Below are 20,415 nucleotides of genomic sequence, written 5' to 3'. Positions count from 1 at the left end.
CTGGCGCGGCGCAAGGGATCGCTGGCGCTCGACCGGGACGGTCTCCCCAGCCTTCCGCGCGGATGCGTGCTTCTCACTCTCGCCCATGGCTTTGATCTGCTTGTGCAGGCCGGGTGATCCCCCTCCGTCCCGGCCGCCCTTGCACCTTGCACCCCCCGGTCTCGGCGACGGCCAGGGTTGCAGCGCAGCGCTGCGCTCCAACCCAAGCCCATAGGAGAAAGACCATGACCACGACCGAAACCAACGCCCCGACCGTCGAAAACGGCACGACCGTCTTCATCCCGCTCAACAAGCTCAAGAAGCACCCGAAGAATGCCCGCAAGACCCCGCACAGCGAGGTGTCTATCGAGGCGAAGGCCGCGAGCATCGCCGCCAAGGGCATCCTGCAAAATCTGGTGGTGGAGCCGGAAGCGGACGCGGACGGCGTGCCGACCGGCTTCTATCTCGTCAGCATCGGGGAAGGCCGCAGGCAGGCGCAGATGCTGCGTGTGAAGCGCAAGGAGATCAAAAAGACCGAACCCATCCGCTGCGTCATCGACACGGCGAACGACGCGGCGGAAATCAGCCTCGACGAGAACGTGACCCGCGAAGACCTGCACCCTGCCGACCAGTTCGAGCGCTTCCGCGAGCTTTCGGAGGATCGTGGATGGGGCGCGGAGGGAATCGCCGCCCGGTTCGGCGTGACCACCCATGTCGTGAAGCAGCGGATGCGGCTCGGCGCTGTCAGCCCGAAACTGTTGCAGGTCTATCGCGACGGCGACCTGACCTTGGACCAGTTGATGGCCTTCGCCATCACCGACGATCACGCGCGGCAGGAACACGTTTATGAGAACCTGTCCTATAACCGCGATCCGTCCATCATCCGGCGCGACCTGACCAAGATGAGCGTCGCGGCGACGGATCGCTGCGCGGTCTTCGTCGGCGCGCAAGCCTATACCGAAGCGGGCGGCAACATCATCCGCGACCTGTTCACCGACGATCGCGGCGGGTTCTTTGAAGACCCCGCCTTGCTGGACCGGCTTGCCGTCGAGAAGCTGGAACGGATCGCCGCCGAGGTGCGGGAGGCCGAAGGGTGGAAGTGGACCGCCGCCTATTTGGACTTTCCCCATGCGCACGGGATGCGCCGCGTCTATTCGCATTCGGTAGAGCTTTCGGCGGAAGATGCCGCCGCGTACGACGCCGCGCAGGACGAGCTTGAGCGCCTGACGGCGGAATGGGAGGACGCCGATATCGACCTCCCGCCCGAGGTGGATGCGCGCCTTGCGGAGCTTGAAGCCGAGATCGAGCGGATCGACGCCAAGCGCCATGCCTACGATCCCGACGAGATCGCGCGCGGCGGTGCGTTCGTCGTCGTCGGCCATAATGGCGATGTTCGGATCGAACGCGGCTTCATCCGTGCCGAGGACGAGGCACCGGAGCCGGAAGCGGAAACCGTCGAGGACGGCGAAACCGTCATCGACGGCGTGCGCGTCAACGCGGACGGCGAAATCCTCGACAGGGACGGCGAAGGCGGCGACCTGCCCGAAACCGCGCCGGAGCTGGAAAAGGATGCCGGCGATGCAGGCAAGCCGCTGTCGGACGCGCTCATCCGCGACCTGACCGCGCATCGCACCCTTGGCCTGCGCCTTGCTCTTGGCGAGCAGCCGGATATGGCGCTCATCGCCGTCATCCATACGCTGGCCGCGCAGACCTTCTATCGCGGCGGCGTGGATGTGCATTGCCTCGAAATCCGTCCGACCAGCAACTATCTCGCGGCCCACGCGGACGGCATCGAGGACACGGCGGCGGCGAAGATGCTGGATGACCGTCATGCGGGATGGGCAGCGGACATGCCGCGCGATGTGGCCGACCTCTGGGGCTTCGTCGCCGGTCTGGATCATGCGAGCTTGATGGTCTTGCTCGCTCATTGCGCCTCGCTCACCGTCAACGCGGTGAAGCTGCCATGGGAAAGCAATAAGCGCCGCGCTCATGAAACAGCCGAGAAGCTGGCGACGGCGGTGACGCTCGACATGACGGCACACTGGACGCCCACCGTGCGGACCTATCTCGGGCGCGTCACCAAGGCGCATATCTTCGCCGCCGTCCGCGAGGCCCTTGGCGAAGAGGCGGCGGAGCGGATCGCGGACAAGAAAAAGGTGGAGATGGCGGAAGCCGCCGAACAGCTTCTGGCTGGAACCGGCTGGCTTCCGCCCGTGCTGCGCACCGAGCGCCCGGCATGGCTCGACCAGCAGGTCGAGACCTTCGCCGCCGATACTGTCGAGCCCGCCCCCTCGCAGGAAACCCACGATGACCATTTCGCCATCGCTGCGGAATGAGGAAAGCAGGCCGGGGTCGCATCAGCAATCCCGGTTATTTTTCCATCCCGAAAAATCGCGGGCCGCGCGACTGCGCGGCCCGATCACCTCGACCATCGCCACGGTCGCAACGACCGTGAAGGAGGAACGCCTTGATTGCCGTCATGCTGATGAGCGGTGTGCTAATCGCCGGACTTTGCGTCCTGGCCTATACGCTCGCCGTCTATGCCTTGCCGTTCATGCTCGGCGTCACCGCCGCGCAGTTCGCCTATCAGACCGGCTCCGGCTTCATCGGCGCGGGCCTTGTCGGCTTCGCCGCCGCCGTCGCCGCCGTCGGCATTCTGGCGCTGTTGTTCGAAACGCTGCGCTCGCCGATCCTGCGCCTGATCGTGGTACTGGTCTTCGCAGCGCCCGCAGCCCTCGCCGGATATGCGCTTGTCCACGGCGTCACCAAGGGAGCCATGCCGTCCGAAACCCGGCGGCAAATCTGCTGCATCATCGGCGGGGCGTTCGCCTTCGTCTCAGCACTGATGCGGTTGGCGACGCCAACCGCCTGATGCTGGCGCTGGCCAACAAAAAAAATGTGTGATGTCGCAAAGTCGGTCGGGAAACTCCGATTTTCGCAAGGGAGTTTTGCGGCAGGAATTGCCAAGCAATTTCAACCGGCCGCCGCACTTGCTAAAAAATCAGGATTTTCGCGACAGTAGGGCGTCTGGCGTCAGTCACGTTACTCCCATAAGGCGATACCTTCTTGGGAAAGTGCGGCTTGAACGGCTTTCCTGTCAGCCAGCCGCTTCGCGTGGTCTGTCCAGGCTGGATAGTCCCGCTGCATATCAATCTTCATCCGGTTTCCCCATCGATTGAAAACCAGCAAATACGGATCGACCACCGAATATCGGCTTCCCAACGTCCAAGGCCGGTCTTTCATCTTGGCTTCGATGAGGGAAAAAGCTGCCATAAGGTGCTCGTGGCCCTTGGCCACAATCGCGGGGTGATATGAAGCATCGTCAAGAAAATACTCAGACCTCCAGATCATTCTCACAGCCACGGCATGTACAGTGCCGGACAGCCAGTTGAACCACTCTACAGCTCTAATAAAACTCTCCTGGCCCGACTCTAACAAGTTTGATGTAGGGCTTGTTTGGGCAAGATGGAGCAGGATGGCAGGCGCTTCCGTGAGGAAGAAGTTTTTCCCCGTCAAGACCGGAATCCTACCTTTTGGATTGAACCTCCGAAACTCCTCCGTTCGCGCGTCACCCTTGTCCGTTGAGATTAGAGCGAGGTGATAGGGCACACCGATTTCTTCGAGCACGATATGAGGAGCTAAGGAGCACGATCCGGGCGCGGCATGGAGGGTATAGATCATGGTGGATATACCTTATCTGAAATTCACCTTTTCGCAGAAGTCCCAAAACATGCAACATAGCGGGCTTCAGGAGCTGCGCGACTGCCTACGGATGCGGCAAAGGAAAACCATGCCGCTCTGACAAAGCAGCGAGAATCTTGTCCTTCTCCGAAATGACCCCCCGGCCCTGATACGTGCCCGTTTGATGGGGTGACGTTACCCCATTCGCCAGCACCAACAACGGGAGAGACTGGTTTTCTTCCCCTACAAGCGCAATGATCGGAAGCCTCGGCCGGGGCCACTCGATTCGTTCTACGTCGAGCCGACTTGCCAGCGCCGGAAATGAGGCTAGTACGCCTTCCATGAGAGCACAGTGCCAGCAATAGAACCGCTGGCCCGGATAGGCCGGGTCTTCAAAATCCGGACGCAATAAAAAGAGCTTGTCGCGGGTCATCTTTCATCCCTGATTGGTATATTGGGATAGAAATACCAAAAATGCGCATAAAAGTCAGACAGATCGTCCCAAAACCCTTAGCGTGGTTCCTGATGGGAGTTTTCAGACGATCTGTGGGATTTGCGCGACAGCTATTCCACGATGATCGCGGTGACTTCGATCTCAACTCGCGCCTCAGCAGGCGTAAGACCTGAAACCTCTACGATGGTGCTCGCTGGCCTGACACTATCGAAGCTCTCGGAATGGGCGCGGGCAATTAGGGACGCATCGGCCATATCGCGCACATAGGCCACCGTCCGCACCACATGGCGAAGGTCTGCGCCAGCCTCGGAAAGAGCGTGCGCTATCGTCTCTAGTACTGCCCGCGCCTGCACATAGGCGTTCCCGTCGAGATGGGGCGGGCGGGCCGTCGTGCCGGAAACGAACACCTGATCGCCAACCCTGACCGCGCGGGAGTAGCCGTAAGTATCCTCGTAGGAATAGCCTGATGATATGTTTTTTCTCATGCTCTCTCGGCCCTGTTGTCGCGAATTCCAAATTAAATCGAGACTTTCGCGTCTGATTTATGCTGCGTCGCAGAATACCAATTTTTGCGACGGCTCATAGGCGCAAGATTCTCGCAGAAAACATTGTGGCGTCCCCTTCGGGCCGCGCTTTTGGCTGCGCCGGAACCACGCCAATGGCGCGTTTCCACCATACGGCTTCAATCGCTGACGCGAGATGCGGCGGCGGCCATTTCGGGAACGGCCCACAGCGGCGAGGATTCCGAGGGGCCGGTCCCAATCGTCAACGCATTGACGCCAACAAGAGTCGGGCTGCTGCGCTCGAACCCTGCCCGGTGACAAAGAAAGGCCGGAAGGCGCGGAGCGCCCATTCGAGCTGGGACCATCCAGGCGGCGGTGTGCGGGGAAATTCGGCAGCGTCGTCCGTGGATCGTCGCGCGATGGTGCGGGAACAGGACCGCGTGTCCATCTCTCTCGCCCAGGCCCGGAGCATGGCCGTGGCGGCGAGGATCAGGTTGCCGGCGCCATCGACCTTGCTGAGCCGCGCCGTTTCCGCTCTCGAGCGCCGATGTGCGAGAGGCCGCCACCAGTGCCGTATTCCGCCGATCTCCTGAAACGGGCGCTCCATCCGCGATCTCGATTGGCATGGGTCTGACCGAAGACTGGCTTCGCCTCGCTCGTCTCCCGCAACGTCCGTCACCAGCTTTTTTCCGCCGCCTTCGGCTTGCATCGCGAAGCAAAAAAGCCGTCGCCGGCCGCCTTCCACTTCGTTCCAGCCCTGTGAGTGCGGGCCGATCGTCCCCGGTCTCACGCCCCCCATCGAGGTCGTAATGTTGCGGCCCGACAGGAAAAGGAACACGACAATGGCGACCATCGGCACCTTTACCAAGAACGAAAACGGCGCGGGCTTCACCGGCGCGGTCAAGACCCTGACCCTCAACGTCAAGGCCAAGTTCGTCCCCTCGGAGGGCGAAAGCGAGCGCGGCCCGGACTTTCGCATCTTCGCCGGCGCGACCGAGTTCGGCGCGGCCTGGAAGAAGACCGCCCGCGAAACGCAACGCGAATACCTCTCCGTCAAGCTGGACGATCCGAGCTTCCCGGCCCCGATCTACGCCAGCCTGGTCGAAGCCGAGGACGGCAGCGGTCACAACCTCATCTGGTCCCGCCGCAACGGCGACTGAGGCCAGCGTTTCAGAAGCCCCGCCGAGAGCGGGGCTTCTCTATGCTCATGCTCGCCGCCTTCAAGGAACAAGGAGATCGGCATCCCGATCGGATCTTCTCCCCGGCTTGCGCCTGCGCTTCAGCCGACAGTCTGGCTAAGGGCGCTGCCCTCGCGCGGCGCAAGGGATCGCTGACGCTCGACCGGGCCGGTCTCCCCAGCCTTCCTCCACGTCGTTCCTCCGTTCCGTGCAGGCCGGGTGATCCCCCTCCGGCCCGGCCGCCCTTGCACCTTTCTACCCCGGTCTCGGCGACGGCCAGGGTTGCAGCGCAGCGCTGCGCTCCAACCCAGACCCACGGAAGGAAAGACCATGTATCACCAGCTCGCCACCCGGTTCGGCCGCAATGCCCATCAGATCACCGGACGCGAACCGCTCGATAACGAAGCCCTGTTCCGGCACGTCCCGTCCATCTTCGCCCGCGAGGCGCATGACAGCCGCTCCGAGCGTTACGTCTATGTCCCCACCATTGACATCGTGGAGGGCTTGCGCCGGGAAGGATGGTTTCCGTTCTTCGCCGTGCAGTCTGTTCCCCGCGATGGAAGCCGCCACGGCCACACCAAGCATATGCTGCGCCTGCGCCGGGATGGCGGGATCGGCAAGCCGGAGGCGGCGGAAGTCATCATCGTCAACAGCCATGACGGGACGAGCGCTTATCAGATGTTCGCGGGGTTGCTGCGTTTCGTCTGCACCAACAGCATGATCGCGGGCGAGCGCTTCGAGGAAATCCGCGTTCCCCACAAGGGCGGCATTCAGGATCAGATCATCGAGGGCGTCTATACCGTCGCCGAGGATTTCCCGCGCCTCATCGACGCCGCCGAGACCATGAAGGAAACGCGGCTTTCGCGAGACGAGCAGCGGGTTTTGGCCGAGGCCAGCCTTGTCGCCCGCTATGGCGAAGAGGAAAGCCCGGTTCAGCCGGACCAGATCATCATGCCCCGCCGGCACGAGGATGCGGGGCAAAGCGTCTGGAGCACGTTCAACGTCATTCAGGAAAATCTCATCCGGGGCGGATTGCGGGGACGCCGCCAGACGTCAGACGGCCGCATTCGTCGCACCCAGACCCGCGCCATCAACGGCATCGACCAGAATGTCGGCCTCAATCGCGCGCTCTGGACGCTGGCGGAGGGTATGCAGCGCTTGAAGGGGCTTTGACCCCGAACCCGACAGGGCCGCCGTCCCGGCGGCTCTGCCTCGCCCGGCGATCACAGGGGCGGAAAAAATCGCGCCGATCCGGCGTTGCGGATCGGCGGGGCGACCACGCCCGAGAACATGTCCGCGCTCGCCGGGCTGCGCCCGGCTCGCAGAAACACATAAGCACTGTTAAGAAGAAAATAACCAAGAGATTGATCGTGTTAGCCGATCTACTTATCGCGAAAGCGCGGCTACAGTTGTTTCAACCGATGCTCGAAGGTCTCTATCCGGGCGTTGCTTTACGCGTGTCCGGTGTAGAGAGGTAGCGCCATGCTAAGCATCGACTGGCGTTCTCCGGCGGCATACAGATTTGCCAAGAGCATCCCCGCCGCCGGTTTCGCCTGGGAATATCTTCGCCGCGATGACGAGTATCGTCGCGAGTTTCAAACCATAACCGCGTCGCACGAGCCAGACCCGGAGCGGTTGGAAGCCTTCATGCAACGCTGGGGGCTGCGATTTTCCGACCGATCCTGAAACCCCATCGGATCGGCAGTCCCTGTTCTGGAGCCCAAGCCTTCAACCGCAAGCCATATGGCTCTCTCCCGTGCAGCATCACGACAGCGAAACGGAGCCGATGATCACGCTGGCGCATCTAGACGGCCTCGATCTGCGCCAAGCTGCAGATGGCTGGCATGGCATCTGGCTGGTCGACGGCGTAACGCATCAATTCTGGTTGCCCCACGCCGTTCCTGACGCCGCGACTTTCTATGGAACAGTCCTGCCGATGGATGACCTCTACGACCTGCGGGCTCACGCCGCCAGGAGGCTTTGGCGCTCCCTCAAAGGCCGACCGCCCGGTCCCGATTTTCGCGCGCTGCCGGAGCAACTTCGGCAATGGCACATTCTATCCCTGCGTGCGCTGGACGCGCGCTTGCGCGGCGAAAGCTACCGCACCGTCGCCGAAGTCTTGCTTGGTTTCAGCGGCACTAAAGAGGATTTCGAGGGCGACCCGCGCAAGAATAAGGCCCGTCGCCTCGTCGCTCACGGGATCAAGATGATGCGCGGCGGCTATCGGCTGCTCCTGCAATATCCCATCAAGGCTGTGAGCAAATAAGCCTACGCCTGCCTGCCACCGCGCGCAGCCAGTGCGACCGCCTGTTCCAGAATGCGCCGATAGCCTGAGCCTGAGAGCCACTGCGCGCGGGCAAGATGGGTTTCCCAGCAACGGCGGCTGCGCGCTTCCTCAGCAATGGGGTCGCGGTGCAGGACGATGCGCGCGACCTCCTGCCAGTCCGCGCCGTCTCGGCAGGCATCCAACAGCCGCAGATAGGTGACGTAGTGCTGTTCGTCATAGGTCGTGATATCTGGCCCACTGGGAGCCTCATCTTCAACATCTGGATCAAGCTGAGGCCGTCCACGCATTGTTTCTGTCCTTTTGCATCGAGGACACGGACGCAACGAAGAGTCCGGCAATCTCAACGACTAACATGCCGCGATACGAATAGGAATGATCGTTCCTAGAATGATCGTTCCTATGCTGGTTCCCCTCCTACCATGGATCTCAAGGAGGTCATGGCGAGGAATCTGCGTCGGGCACGTCATGATAAGAAACTGACGCAAGAAGAACTCGCCGACCGGGCGGGCCTGAGTATGCGCTATGTCGGCGCGATCGAGCGTGGCGACGTATCCGCCAGCGTCACCGTCCTTGGCCAGATTGCCGATGCCCTTGAGATCGAGCCCGGTGAATTACTGAAGAAGGTCGGCGCGCCAAAATAGCAGGCCGATCAGAGGGCCGAACGTCGCTGGCTAGGTCCGCCGAGCGACCGTAACGACAATCCCAGCCACAACAGCCGGAGGGGTGCCGCCAGCGCATGAGCGCAAATGCGGCACGCTACCTGCCGCCGATCCCTCGCCATGGTTCGCCGTAGCCCGCCGCTTTGCCTGCGGCGCGCATCAACGACGAACTCCAGAGGTGATCCCATGGCCAACCCCTTGGCGGGCCTGCCGCCACGACTCTTGCGTACGCAGGAAGCCGCCCGCTTCCTCGGCATTTCCATCCGTACCCTTGAGAAGCATCGAACTTATGGCACCGGCCCGACTTACCGCAAGATCGGTGGCCGCGTCCTCTACACCGTCCAAGACCTCGAATCCTGGTCGGAGATCGGCAGCCGCAAATCCACCCGCGAGACGACGGCCGGCACGGTTTTCCCCGCGCGTCCGCTGACGCCCGAAGAGCGGGGCAAACGCTGAATGCTGCGCGACGACGATCATAGACCCGCGCAGCCGACCGATGCGAGCGAGCGCAGCCATCTCAACCCTTTCGTGGTCGCGACCGGCGATGCCGCCCCGCGCGACCAGCGCGATTTGATGGAGCGGCCCTTCTTCTCGCTGGCGAAGACGCCGCGCACCAAGCCGATTCTCTACAAGGCCGCCGATGTCGAGGTGCAGGTGCTCGCCATGCCTGAACACGGCATGGCGACCATCTGGGATGCCGACGTGCTGATATGGGCCGCCTCGCAGATCGTGGCGGCCGAGAATGACGGCCTGCGCACCTCGCGCTTCTTCCGCTTCACGCCCTATCACCTGCTGCGTGCCATCGGGCGGCCAACCGGCAACCGCCAATACGTGCTGCTGAAGGCCGCGCTCGCGCGCCTGCAATCGACTGTCATCGCCACCACGATTCGCAACGGCCCGCATTGGCGGCGTCGGCAATTCTCCTGGATCAACGAATGGGAAGAGATGACGACGCACACCGGCCGCGTCGAGGGCATGGAATTCGTCCTGCCCGAATGGTTCTACAACAGCGTCGTCGATCGCTCGCTAGTCCTTACCATCGACCCGGCCTATTTCCGGCTAACCGGCGGCATCGAACGCTGGCTCTATCGTGTCGCCCGCAAGCACGCCGGCCACCAGCGCCACGGCTGGCTGTTCGAGGTCGCGCATCTCCATGTGAAGTCCGGCAGTCTCGCCCGCGTCTCCGACTTCGCGCTCGACCTGCGCCGTATCGCGGCTCGCCAGCCTCTCCCCGGCTATCGCCTTGAGATCGAGCGGGAGCATGGCCGCGAACTGCTGCGCATCCGCCCCGAAATCCTGTCCACAGTGCCTGTTGAAAAGGGTGTGAATACCATCGGCACATCAGGCGCACGCGGTATCGGCACATCGGGCGCAGCCATATCGGCACATCAGGCGCGCGGACCGCAGTTAAGCCTATGGCCCGAAACGCGGAATCCGACTGCTAACTTAGAGTCTAACAGAGAATCTAACTCTTCTTCTTTGACGCACGCGCACGCGAGGCGTGGTGCCGGTGCCGCCCGATCCATCGCCGACGTGCTGCGCGACATGCTCGCCGCTGATGATCGCCATGGAGGCCGGTCATGAGCGGCAGAGCCTCCCACCGCGCGCACGGCCGTCCGCTGACGGACGGGCCAGCGCCGTTCACTACCTTGGTCGAGCTGACCTTCGAGAAACGCAAGGTCGAGCACTGGATCAGGTTCGGACGCAAGAGCTACGAACAGATCCTCGACCGCCGCCGCAGCGTCGTCGGCTTCGCGCCCGACAGCATCTTCGCCTTCGTCCGCTGGGCCGCAGGCGAGCATGGCACGATCATCTCGCGCATCGACGTCGTGCGCGCCATCCGCCGCGGCGAGCCGTTCCAGACGCTTCCCTTTGTCCGGCCTGGCGGCGACATCCTCTTGCGCCTCGACGGCTGGCCGAAGGTCCAGCGCGCGCTTGTCGCCATTGACGCCGTAGAAGCGCTCGGCCTCGATCCAGCCGACGCTTCGCCCGATCACTGGCGGTACGTCCATAACCGGCTCTCCGCCGGTCTGGAGCCGAGCGCCTACACGCCCGAGCGCCATGCGGCGTGGATCGGTCGCCGGAGGATCGACCCATGAGCCGCCGCCGCATTCTCGCGGCGGCGCTGCTCGCCGTCATCGGCATCGCCGTCACCAGCGCCGCCGATATGCCATTGATGCTCGTCTGGAACGCCACGGCAAGCGCGCCGGTCGGCTTCTACACCATCGAACCTGCCAACCGGATCGAAGTGCCGGAGTTGGTTGCCGTCAGGCCGCCGGAACCGCTCGCCGGCTTCATGGTGGAGCGACGCTATGTCGGTCGCGGCGTGCCGCTGTTGAAGCGCGCCGTCGGTCTTCCTGGGCAGCAGGTCTGCCGCATCGGTCGCGACATTCTGATCGACGGAACCGCCATCGGCTCGGCGCTCGCCCGCGACCGTCTCGGGCGAGAGCTGCCCGTCTGGCAGGGATGCCGCGTCATCGCCGACGGCCAGCTCTTCTTCATGAATTGGGACGCCCCCGACAGTCTCGACGGCCGCTACTTCGGACCCATCCCCGCTAGCTCCGTCATCGGCCGCGCGCTGCCGCTCTGGACCGATGAGGACGGCGACGGCCGCTTCGTCTGGCGCGCGCCGACGCATTGAACTCCCCCACCACAACCACCATCGAAGGAGACTACCCATGCCGCAGATCGGTCTATTCACGCGCGAAGAATCCGGCTTCACCGGGCGCGTTCACACCCTCACGCTCTACCGCGAGATCACCATCGTCCCCGCCGAACATTCGGACGCGGAGAACGCGCCGGACTACCGCGTCCATCACGGAGCCGACGATGGCCCGGAGATCGGCGCGGCATGGAAGCGCACTGGCGAGAAGGCCGGCGAATATCTCTCCGTCCTGCTGGACGATCCGGCCTTGCCGCAGCCGATCCGCGCGAACCTGTTCCGCGACGACGAGGCCGGATCGTCATGGTCGCTGCACTGGACGCGCCCGAAGCCGCGCGAAGAGCGGGACTGAAGCCATGCGGTCCCGTGTCATCATCGCGCTCAAAGCCTCGATTCCTTTGTTCGCGGGAAAGCCGTCTCATTCCTTCGTCCCGCTCGACCATACGTCGGCCGGCGCGCGCAGCGAAGGTCAAGGGCGGCCTTTGGCCGGCGCTTCGCGCGCACCCTTGACCGCAGCGAGCACGCTGGCAGGCTGGCGGTTCGGTGGAGAAAGGTCGACTCGACGCTATGCCGTTCTCCTGTTCGTTTGCGGGCTTCTGTTGGGCGCGGGACCGGCGATGACGCTGGCACAGTCCGCACCGGTCGCGCGCACGGTCGCCGCCGATCCGCATGGCGGTCATATCGCGGAGGCGTCGCAGCGCTTCGGCATTCCCGAGCACTGGATTCGCGCCGTGCTGCGCGCCGAGAGCGCGGGCGGCGTGCGCGCGATCTCGTCGGCCGGCGCGATCGGGCTCATGCAGGTCATGCCAGATACCTGGGCGGGCCTGCGCGCCCGCTATCGCCTCGGCCGCGATCCCTACGATCCGCGCGACAATATTCTCGCAGGCACGGCCTATCTGCGCGAGATGTGGGACCGCTACGGCAATGTCGCGGCGATGCTCGCCGCCTACAATGCCGGTCCCGGCCGCTATGACGAGCACCGCGCGACGGGCCGTCCGCTACCGGCCGAAACCCGCGCCTATGTCGACGCGCTCGCTCCGGCGCTGGGCGGCGCGGTTGCGGCCGGGACACCCGAGAAGCAGGCCGGATCGCCTCCCGATTGGCGCGATGCAGCGCTCTTCGTCATGCGCCCGAGCGACAAACGAACCGCCGATCCGGTGCAGACTATCGGTACATCAGGCGACGCTCGCTCAACCGTTCCGGTGCGCGAGCGCCGTGATGCGGAGCCGCGTGACGGCAGCATATTCGTCGCGCGCGCCGATGATGGGAGAGCGCCATGAGGATGGCGTTCCCCCGTCCGCTTGCGCTGGTTCCGGTGTGCAGTCAGGTAGGGTCGCGCCTGGCTGCATTCCCGGCAGGAAGGGCGGAAAGGTCAGAAAAGGCGGAGGGCAAGATAAAGGAAACCGGCACCACGAGGCGGCGGTTTCAGGGCAAGCCTTTGTCTGCACACTGTTTTGGAGCGCCGTTTCCGGCACCTTGCTTCTGGAGCCCGCGTGCCGCGCCTCGGCGCAAAACCTTGGCTTTGCAGGGTTTCGACCGGCACCATTGCCCGAAATCGGGCGTTCTCCTGCGTTTTGGGCCGGAGGCGCATCCTTGAGCGCCGACGACGAATTCCGCTTCCGGCCGAAGCCCGGCCGCATCCGCGCCGACACGCCGAAGCTCGGCAAGGCCAAGAGCTTTCTCACCCAGGCGAAGAAGATTGCGCGCCAGCAGAGCAACAGCCCGTCGCGATCATCGGCGTCACACTCCCGATCGCAGGTAACCACCAAGGGCGGCAAGGCTTCGCAGACGAGCGGCACGCCGGGCTTGAAGCGCGGGCGCGGCGCCGCCTTCGTGCGCGCCCGCACCTTGTCGGGCGGCTGGAAGCACAGCACGCCCGGCCAACGCCGTGTCGTCGTCAAAACCCGCTACGTCCAGGGCGCGGGCAAGAACGGGAAGTCCGCCGCCCATCTGCGCTATATCCAGCGCGACGGCACCTCGCGCGACGGCGAGCGCGGCCAGCTCTACTCGGCGACCGAGGACCGCGTCGACGGCGCGGCCTTCGTCGAGCGCGGCGCGGACGATCGCCACCAGTTCCGCTTCATCGTCTCGCCCGAGGATGGCGCGGACCTCTCCGACCTCAAGGCCTATACCCGCGACCTCATGAGCCAGGTCGAAACCGATCTCGGCACCCGGCTCGATTGGGTTGCGGTCAATCACCACAACACCGGCCATCCGCATGTCCATGTCATCGTGCGCGGCAAGGACGAGCTGGGCGAAAACCTTGTCATCAATGGCGACTACCTCGCCAACGGCATCCGCGAACGGGCGAGCGAGCTGACCACGCTGGAGCTTGGCCCCGTCACCGAGATCGAGCAGAGCCGCAAGCTCTCGGCCGAAATAGACCAGGACCGTTTCACCCGCATCGACCGCGCGATGACTGAGGAAGCCCAAGACCGCTTCCTTGACCTGCGCCATGAAGCCGCCGATCCGAAGCGCCAGTTCAACCGGACGCTCCGCCTGCGCCGTCTCGCCAAGCTGGAGAAGATGGGCCTCGCCACCGAGCACGCGCCGGGCGTCTGGCAATTGGGCGAGCGCATGGAACCGGCGCTGCGCGAGCTGGGCGAGCGCGGCGACATCATCCGCAACATGCACAAGGCACTGAAGGCCGACGGGCTGGCGCGCGACCCCATGACCTTCCAGATTCACGTTGCCGCGCCGGAAGTCCCGATCGTCGGTCGCGTCGTCGACAAATATCTGACCGACGAGCTAGGCGAGAACCTGACCGTCGTGGTCGACGGCATCGACGGCCGCACGCACCATGTCGCCGGCATCGATCCGGCCCGTATCGCGGACGCCCGGATCGGCAGCGTCGTCGAGATCGGCCCGGCCGACACTGCGAACCGTCCTTCCGACCGCACCATTGCGACCATCGCCGAGGGCGGCGTCTATCGGCCGAGCCGCCATCTCGAACGAGTGAGGTTCGAGGGCCGCGTGCCGGGCGGCGACTACGAGGCTTATGTCGATGCCCATGTCCGCCGGCTGGAGGCGTTGCGTCGCGCCGGCATCGCCGAGCGGATCGACGCCGACCAGTGGCGCATCCGCGAGGACTTTGAGAGCCGCGCCGCCGCCTATGACGCCGGCCGCAACCGGCAGGCCAATATCCGCATCCTCGCCACCGCGCGCCTCGAACAGCAGATCGGCGCGGACGGTGCGACCTGGTTGGACCGGCGGCTGGTCTCGGCCGAGACATCGGATCTCGCGCCCACCGGCTTCGGCCGCGAGGTGCGCGACGCGATGGACCGGCGCCGCGAGCATCATATCGACCGGGGCGACGCCGCCCGTCAGCCGAATGGCGGCATCGCCTATCGGCGCAACCTTCTCGCCACGCTGCGCGAGCGCGAGGTTGCCCGCGTCGGCGGCGAGTTGGCCGCGACGAAGGGCCTGCTGTTCCGCGCCGCCGCTGACGGCGAGATCGTCTCCGGCAAGTTCACCGGGACCGTGCAGCTATCGAGCGGCAAGTTCGCGATCGTTGAGCAGAGCCACGAGTTCACTCTTGTCCCGTGGCGGCCGGTCATTGACCGCCGGCTCGGCCGCGAGGTCAGCGGCGTCGTGCAAGGTGGATCGGTGTCGTGGCAGTTGGGGCGGCAGAGGGGATTGGGATTATAAAGGTATATGAAATCTCTTTTCTTGCAAAACTTATCAATATTATAGATTTCTAAAGGCATCGGCCAACAACTTTGTCCCCAAATCAGCCTCCTTTTCGGACAAGCCTGAAAAGCCAAGCATCAACCTTTTTGTGTCTGAACTTGCGACATTCATGCGCGATAAAGGCATGACGACAACACCTCTCTTCAACGCAGCGGACGATACAGCGTTATCGCTACTCCACGTCCCCGTGCTGTGAGCAGTCAGATTGATCCCCTGATCCGGAAGTACGACAGAGAGATGTTCGCTGATGCGGTCCTTCAGCAGACTCGTGAGCAAGTCTCTAGAAGCGCGCAGCCGCTCCCTGAGCCGGCGCAGGTGTGCCGGAAAATATCCCTCAATGAGAAAGTCAGCTATGACACGTTGCTGGAACGTTGGGGGGCAGCGATCGAGCGCAGGGCGTACCGCGCGAAACACCGGCACCAGATCGGTCGGAACGACGAGATAGCCAAGGCGCAGGCTGGGCAACAGGGCCTTGCTGAATGTGCCCGTGTAGAGGACGCGATTGGACTGATCGAGACCCTGCAGCGACGCGATCGGATGCCCGTCATAGCGAAATTCGCTGTCGTAGTCGTCTTCGACAATCCAGCAGCCATGTTCGCGCGCGTAGGAAAGAAGCTCCAGCCGCCGGGGCAGGGAAAGAACGGAGCCCACCGGATACTGGTTTGAAGGCGTCACGTAGAATAGCGCCGGTGGTTCCAGATCATCGGCGGCCAGCTTCTCCGTCACGACGCCTTCGTGATCCACAGGCAGACCTACGATCTTCGCACCATTGAGCGCGAGGCATTGTCGGGCGGGTGGATAGCAGGGGTCTTCGACAATGACGGTATCGCCGGGAGATGCCAGAACACGGAAAGCGAGATCGAGCGCCTGCTGTGTTCCGGCCGTGATAAACAACTGGTCGGCCGTACACCGCACCCCGCGCGAAACCGCCAGATGGGCAACGATCGCAGCCCGCAGGTCGTATTCCCCCTGGATATCGCCGTAGCCTTCGAAGGCGTAATTCATGTGCCGGCCGGCAATGCGGTTCAACAACCCTGCCGTCCGGTCGTCATGCGCGATCCGGCCCGTTACAAACGGCAGCATTTTTTGCGGTTCAAGGCTCGGCCCCGAAGTCAGAACCCTGGTGACTGCCACCGAAATGCTGCGGCTGGTCGAGCAGGTTGCAGCCTCCTTGCGCTCGTCAGCTTTTAGGAGCCCATCGCGAGAGCCTGACGAGATGTAGGTGCCGGAGCCATGGCGAGCAACGGCATAGCCTTCGGCAATCAGGATTTCATACGCCTCGGCAACCGTGCCGCGCGACAGCTTCCATTCCTGCGATGCCAGACGGGTGGAGGGTAGCCGCTGCCCCGCATCCAGGCGGCCATCGGCAATCGCCTGGCGCAACGCAAGGTAGAGCCGCCGGGCCAAAGATGCCGAAGAGGATGGATCGACATTCGGCTGGAAGCCGGCCGATGGGCTCTCTCTTCGCCTCTTCAGGTTCATCGTCACTACTTCCAAGTGGCTCACAGCGCGTACTTATAGTGGCTCTTTAAATTGAAGCCATATTGCATTTCTATTGATCCACTTTCAAGTCGTTACCGCCGCCGTTCGGCGAGGAATCAGGGATCGAAATGCAGACAACCAAAGTGCCGTACTTCAGCCAGTGGGAAACGCCCGAGATGACGCTGCCTGTCATCGCGGAAGGGGCTGCCGCCTTGCTGAGCGATCCGCTTTGGTCTCAATCCGGGGCCAAGTCGGTCGAGGAATACGCGCGCTGGGCGGTCAATCTTTGCGGTATGGCGTGCCTGAAAATGATTCTCGCGGCGCGCGGTGAGTTTTACCCCACGCTTGAGCTTGCCCGCGCCTGCACGCAGTACGGCGGTTATGTCGTTAGTGACGACAGCACTTCCATCAAGGGGTTGATCTACGCGCCCTTCGTTAGGCTGGTTTCCGAGCGTTTCGGGCTGAAAGCCGAAACTGTGACAGGTGTTGAGGCGACCGCCATCCCGCAGCTTCTGTCAGGTTGGCAGTTCTTCATGGCCTCGGTGCATCACTCGATCCGCTGGCCTGACCAAGTTCCGGCGTCGAAGGGTGGGCATCTGGTGCTGATAACCGCGGCCTCTCCGCAAGCTGTCCGGTTCCACAATCCATCCGGCCACGATCGGGCCAGCCAGGCTGATGCCGTGCTGCCGATCACTGTCTTCGATCGGTTCTTCGCCAACCGCGGGATCGCGGTGAGTTTGTAATCCTGCTTTCAAAGCATTCATTTGGAGTTCCTATGCCTGTTTCTTCAACCAGATTGAGGATCGCCGTGCTTTTCGGCGGACGCTCTGCCGAACATGACGTTTCCGTCCTTTCCGCAACCAATGTCATGGATGCTCTGACGCCCGAAAAATACGACGCGATTCCAATATTCGTGACGCGCGAAGGGCAATGGCTGTTGAGCAGCTTTGAGAACGGAGTGCTGGCCAAACCTGAAAACGGTACAGAGGTCTCTCTTATCCCCGGTGAACGGGGGCGAATGATCGCGATCGGGACCGGTGGCAGGATTACCGAGGCTGGCAAGATCGACATTCTGTTTCCAGTTCTGCATGGGCTCTATGGCGAAGACGGCTCCGTGCAGGGCCTTGCAGAGGTGGCGCGAGTGCCGCTTGTCGGGTGTGGGATTCTCGGCTCTGCAACAGCGCTGGACAAGATTATCGCCAAGCGTCTGTTTCAAGCTGCCGGCCTTCCTGTTGCCCGAGCTGTGACCATCAGAGAGGGCGTAGAGCCTGACCTTGCGGCGCTAGAAAACGAACTTGGCCTTCCACTCTTCATCAAGCCGGCCCGACAGGGTTCTTCGGTTGGCATCAGAAAAGTCTCCGGAAGCCAGGAGTTCATGCCGGCGCTAGCCGAAGCCTTCCGGTATGACCGAAACCTGCTAGCCGAGGAGTTCATACGGGGACGCGAGATAGAGTTCAGCGTGCTGGAATATCCGTCGGGCGAATTGTTCGTCTCCCGCCCCGGTGAGATCATGCCTGCCGAGAGCCACGGCTTTTATAGCTACGACGCAAAATACATCGACGAGGACGGAGCCGCGCTGAGGGTGCCGGCTGAGCTACCGCCCGAGGTGGAAGTGGCCATGCGGGAGATGGCTGCCAAGGCATTCAGGATCCTTGGCTGTGACGGTATGGCGCGTGTTGATTTCTTTCTGACGGCGGACATGCGGTTCCTCGTGAACGAGGTGAATACCATTCCGGGCTTCACCAATATCAGCATGTACTCCAAGGCGATGGCGGCGAGTGGCGTCAGCTATCCTGAACTCATCGACCGCCTCGTCGCACATGGCTTGGCTCGGGCCGGCCAGGTAGCCTGAAAATGACGGTGCCCAAGATCGATGCAACCGAGATCGCCAGCGGTTGGATCAATGGATTCATTGGCGTCGTCATCTTCAGCGGATCATTGCCGGCAACCCGAATAGCTGTGCAGCAATTCGATCCCGTTTTCCTCACTGTAACGCGGGCCGCAATCGCAGGCATATTCGGACTTGGTATGCTGCTTCTGTTTCGGGAGAAACGCCCAAAAAGCCGTGATCTCGTGTCCCTGATCGTTGTCGCCTTGGGCGTCGTTGTCGGCTTCCCGTTGCTGACTGCGCTTGCATTGCAGCATGTGACATCGGCGCATTCGATCGTCTTCATCGGTCTGCTCCCGCTATCGACGGCCATTTTCGGTGTGTTGCGGGGTGGAGAGCGCCCGAGACCTGCATTCTGGGTATTTTCCGCGCTTGGAAGTGCGCTCGTGGTTGGCTTCGCATTGGCGCAGGGGCTGACGGCCTCGCCAACTGGTGACCTGTTGATGCTGGCCGCCATTGTCGTATGCGGACTCGGTTACGCCGAGGGGGCGAAGTTGTCCCGAGTTCTTGGAGGGTGGCAAGTCATTTCATGGGCGCTCGTGGCTTCGCTGCCCGCTATGGTCGCGCTTTCGCTACTCACCATGCCATTATCCTTTGAAGCGATCACGCTGCCGACGTGGATCAGTCTGGCCTACGTGTCGCTATTCAGCATGTTGATCGGGTTCATCTTCTGGTATCGCGGTCTCGCCCAAGGCGGCATTGCCGCAGTCGGCCAATTGCAACTGCTTCAACCGTTCTTCGGCTTGGCGCTTGCTGCAACCATCCTTCATGAATCGGTTACTTGGGTGATGTTGTTGATCACGGCGGCGGTGATCATGTGCGTCTTCGGCGCGCGGCGGTTTGCGAAGTAGTGGCGCAATGCGAAGGAGGCCGAAGAGCACCAAAATTTCAGAAGGAGCCTCTCAACCCAAGCTCGGACGAATTCCTCTTGTCGCGCTGCGCCACGTAGTGGCTGTCGCGGAGCATCTGAACTTCCGTCATGCAGCCGATGCGCTCGGCACTAGCCAGTCGAGTGTCAGTGCGAGAATACAGGCGTTGGAGGAAGAGCTTGGCATTCTGCTATTCGAGCGCAACACCCGCGGTGTCCGCTTGACAGAACCCGGCAGGCATTTCGTGGAGCGCATCGCGGCCGGCATCGACCAACTCGACCATGCCGTGAAGATCGCCGGCATGGCGGCAACAGGGGAATGCGGTCGCCTGCGCATCGGCATCCATGCTCTCATTCCGCGCAGCTTCCTAGCAGAGTTGATTGGACAATATCGCGAAGATCATCCCGGCATTGAGGTCGAGATTGCCGAAGGCACCGCCCGCGATGCCGTCATGCAGCTTCGCGCCGACCGGCTGGACGTAGTGTTTGTCGTCGGCACGCCCGATCTGCCCGATTGCCATAGCCGTCCGATCTGGACGGAGCCACTGCTGGCCGTCCTGCCGGAACAGCATCCGCTCGCCGCGCAGTCGTCCGTCACCTGGGCCGATCTGGCAGACGAGACCTTCCTTGTTCGCCACGGCGGCACCGGCCCACAGGTCTACGACCATATCGCGCTGCGCCTCGCCGGGCGCTGGTCCGCCCCGTCGATCCTGCGCTTCGACGTGGGACGCGGCACGCTGCTGTCCATGGTCGGACAGGGTTTCGGCGTCACCATCGTCGGGGCTGCCACGTCGCTCTTGCCGACGACCGGCGTCGTGTTCCCGCCGATTGCCGACGAGCCGGAGCCGGTCGCCTTCTCGGCCGTATGGTCGCCGTCCAATCGGAGCGCGGCGCTGCGAAATCTCTTCGACCTTGCGAATAAAATGACGGGATTGATCTGCCCCCGCTCATAAGCGCGCGCATCGCTTTCACGCGAACCCATCCTATTCACCGCCGATACTATCCGGCAGCCCACTGGACGCGCTTTGGCTATTGCGCCTTCCGTACCCCCCCATTCTCTGATCGGCTCCGACATTTTTGCCGA

The 20,415-nt window shown here is 63.0% G+C and carries 24 protein-coding genes; 18 read left to right on the top strand and 6 right to left on the bottom strand.

What is annotated here, in order from left to right; all coding sequences use genetic code 11:
• The first annotated feature begins 224 nt into the window (after positions 1-224).
• A complete protein-coding gene (locus tag C5L13_RS12715; protein ID WP_105383666.1) occupies positions 225-2,315 on the top strand; it encodes a ParB/RepB/Spo0J family partition protein in 2,091 nt (696 codons plus the stop codon).
• 131 nt (positions 2,316-2,446) lie between these two features.
• On the top strand, positions 2,447-2,851 hold the full coding sequence (locus C5L13_RS12710; RefSeq protein WP_105383665.1) for a hypothetical protein: 405 nt from the start codon (positions 2,447-2,449) through the stop codon (positions 2,849-2,851).
• A 170-nt stretch (positions 2,852-3,021) separates the two neighbouring features.
• On the opposite strand, the gene C5L13_RS12705 is transcribed toward C5L13_RS12710, so the two are convergent.
• From C5L13_RS12705 to C5L13_RS12690, 4 genes are all read right to left on the bottom strand, one after another.
• Positions 3,022-3,660, bottom strand: coding sequence for a glutathione S-transferase family protein (locus C5L13_RS12705; RefSeq protein ID WP_105383664.1), 639 nt, complete (start codon positions 3,658-3,660; stop codon positions 3,022-3,024).
• An 85-nt stretch (positions 3,661-3,745) separates the two neighbouring features.
• The gene (locus C5L13_RS12700) at positions 3,746-4,093 is read right to left on the bottom strand and encodes a DUF3088 domain-containing protein (RefSeq protein ID WP_105383663.1); all 348 of its coding nucleotides are present in this window, start codon (positions 4,091-4,093) and stop codon (positions 3,746-3,748) included.
• 131 nt (positions 4,094-4,224) lie between these two features.
• On the bottom strand, positions 4,225-4,599 hold the full coding sequence (locus C5L13_RS12695; RefSeq protein WP_105383662.1) for a Rid family hydrolase: 375 nt from the start codon (positions 4,597-4,599) through the stop codon (positions 4,225-4,227).
• A 280-nt stretch (positions 4,600-4,879) separates the two neighbouring features.
• Entirely contained in the window at positions 4,880-5,470 is a 591-nt protein-coding gene (locus C5L13_RS12690; protein ID WP_105383661.1) for a hypothetical protein, read from the bottom strand.
• Between C5L13_RS12690 and C5L13_RS12685 the strand changes: the two genes are divergently transcribed.
• The 4 genes from C5L13_RS12685 (at position 5,460) to C5L13_RS12670 (ending at position 8,061) form a co-directional block, all read left to right on the top strand.
• On the top strand, positions 5,460-5,777 hold the full coding sequence (locus C5L13_RS12685; RefSeq protein WP_020011524.1) for a DUF736 domain-containing protein: 318 nt from the start codon (positions 5,460-5,462) through the stop codon (positions 5,775-5,777). The two genes, C5L13_RS12690 and C5L13_RS12685, sit on opposite strands and share 11 nt — an antisense overlap.
• A 348-nt stretch (positions 5,778-6,125) precedes the next feature.
• Entirely contained in the window at positions 6,126-6,968 is an 843-nt protein-coding gene (locus C5L13_RS12680) for a DUF932 domain-containing protein (protein ID WP_105383660.1), read from the top strand.
• Positions 6,969-7,277: 309 nt separating this feature from the next.
• A complete protein-coding gene (locus tag C5L13_RS12675; protein ID WP_105383659.1) occupies positions 7,278-7,481 on the top strand; it encodes a transcriptional regulator domain-containing protein in 204 nt (67 codons plus the stop codon).
• Positions 7,482-7,581: 100 nt separating this feature from the next.
• Entirely contained in the window at positions 7,582-8,061 is a 480-nt protein-coding gene (locus C5L13_RS12670) for a DUF2285 domain-containing protein (RefSeq protein ID WP_105383658.1), read from the top strand.
• Between the two features lie 2 nt (positions 8,062-8,063).
• Here C5L13_RS12670 and C5L13_RS12665 read toward each other — a convergent pair whose 3' ends face one another.
• Positions 8,064-8,369 carry a DNA -binding domain-containing protein gene (locus tag C5L13_RS12665; protein ID WP_105383657.1) on the bottom strand — a complete coding sequence of 102 codons (306 nt, stop codon included), beginning with the start codon at positions 8,367-8,369 and terminating at the stop codon, positions 8,064-8,066.
• Positions 8,370-8,501: 132 nt separating this feature from the next.
• Between C5L13_RS12665 and C5L13_RS12660 the strand changes: the two genes are divergently transcribed.
• The 8 genes from C5L13_RS12660 to C5L13_RS29560 all read left to right on the top strand — a co-directional run bounded on the left by C5L13_RS12660 (position 8,502) and on the right by C5L13_RS29560 (position 15,051).
• Positions 8,502-8,723, top strand: coding sequence for a helix-turn-helix domain-containing protein (locus C5L13_RS12660; protein ID WP_092715099.1), 222 nt, complete (start codon positions 8,502-8,504; stop codon positions 8,721-8,723).
• 204 nt (positions 8,724-8,927) lie between these two features.
• Positions 8,928-9,197: a helix-turn-helix transcriptional regulator gene (locus C5L13_RS12655; RefSeq protein ID WP_105383656.1), complete on the top strand. Its 270-nt coding sequence runs from the start codon at positions 8,928-8,930 to the stop codon at positions 9,195-9,197.
• Positions 9,198-10,325, top strand: coding sequence for a replication initiator protein A (locus tag C5L13_RS12650; protein WP_105383655.1), 1,128 nt, complete (start codon positions 9,198-9,200; stop codon positions 10,323-10,325). It abuts the gene before it with no gap.
• Entirely contained in the window at positions 10,322-10,840 is a 519-nt protein-coding gene (locus tag C5L13_RS12645) for a DUF2840 domain-containing protein (protein WP_105383654.1), read from the top strand. Before C5L13_RS12650 ends, C5L13_RS12645 begins: the two co-directional genes overlap by 4 nt.
• Positions 10,837-11,382, top strand: coding sequence for a S26 family signal peptidase (locus tag C5L13_RS12640; RefSeq protein WP_105383653.1), 546 nt, complete (start codon positions 10,837-10,839; stop codon positions 11,380-11,382). The genes C5L13_RS12645 and C5L13_RS12640 overlap by 4 nt, the downstream gene beginning before the upstream one ends.
• Positions 11,383-11,419: 37 nt before the next feature.
• On the top strand, positions 11,420-11,755 hold the full coding sequence (locus C5L13_RS12635) for a DUF736 domain-containing protein (protein WP_105383652.1): 336 nt from the start codon (positions 11,420-11,422) through the stop codon (positions 11,753-11,755).
• Positions 11,756-11,759: 4 nt separating this feature from the next.
• Positions 11,760-12,683: a lytic transglycosylase domain-containing protein gene (locus C5L13_RS12630; protein WP_105383651.1), complete on the top strand. Its 924-nt coding sequence runs from the start codon at positions 11,760-11,762 to the stop codon at positions 12,681-12,683.
• Positions 12,622-15,051, top strand: a complete 2,430-nt coding sequence (locus C5L13_RS29560) for a relaxase/mobilization nuclease domain-containing protein (RefSeq protein ID WP_342588173.1) — start codon at positions 12,622-12,624, stop codon at positions 15,049-15,051. The genes C5L13_RS12630 and C5L13_RS29560 overlap by 62 nt, the downstream gene beginning before the upstream one ends.
• Before the next feature lie 39 nt (positions 15,052-15,090).
• On the opposite strand, the gene pdxR is transcribed toward C5L13_RS29560, so the two are convergent.
• Positions 15,091-16,575: a MocR-like pyridoxine biosynthesis transcription factor PdxR gene (gene pdxR, locus C5L13_RS12620; RefSeq protein WP_105383649.1), complete on the bottom strand. Its 1,485-nt coding sequence runs from the start codon at positions 16,573-16,575 to the stop codon at positions 15,091-15,093.
• Between the two features lie 128 nt (positions 16,576-16,703).
• On the opposite strand from pdxR, the gene C5L13_RS12615 reads away from it, so the two are divergent.
• Genes C5L13_RS12615 through C5L13_RS12600 form a run of 4 tightly spaced genes read left to right on the top strand, consistent with a single transcriptional unit; the run spans position 16,704 to position 20,284 of the window.
• Positions 16,704-17,318 (top strand): C39 family peptidase, encoded by a 615-nt coding sequence (locus C5L13_RS12615; RefSeq protein ID WP_105383648.1) that lies wholly within the window; start codon positions 16,704-16,706, stop codon positions 17,316-17,318.
• Between the two features lie 32 nt (positions 17,319-17,350).
• Positions 17,351-18,427: a D-alanine--D-alanine ligase family protein gene (locus C5L13_RS12610; RefSeq protein WP_105383647.1), complete on the top strand. Its 1,077-nt coding sequence runs from the start codon at positions 17,351-17,353 to the stop codon at positions 18,425-18,427.
• A 2-nt stretch (positions 18,428-18,429) separates the two neighbouring features.
• Positions 18,430-19,314 (top strand): DMT family transporter, encoded by an 885-nt coding sequence (locus C5L13_RS12605; RefSeq protein WP_105383646.1) that lies wholly within the window; start codon positions 18,430-18,432, stop codon positions 19,312-19,314.
• 7 nt (positions 19,315-19,321) lie between these two features.
• Positions 19,322-20,284, top strand: a complete 963-nt coding sequence (locus tag C5L13_RS12600; protein WP_105383645.1) for a LysR family transcriptional regulator — start codon at positions 19,322-19,324, stop codon at positions 20,282-20,284.
• The last annotated feature ends 131 nt before the right edge of the window (positions 20,285-20,415 follow it).

This window comes from Neorhizobium alkalisoli (assembly GCF_002968635.1).
GTDB lineage: Bacteria > Pseudomonadota > Alphaproteobacteria > Rhizobiales > Rhizobiaceae > Neorhizobium > Neorhizobium alkalisoli.
This window is presented reverse-complemented; position numbering and strand designations above follow the sequence as displayed.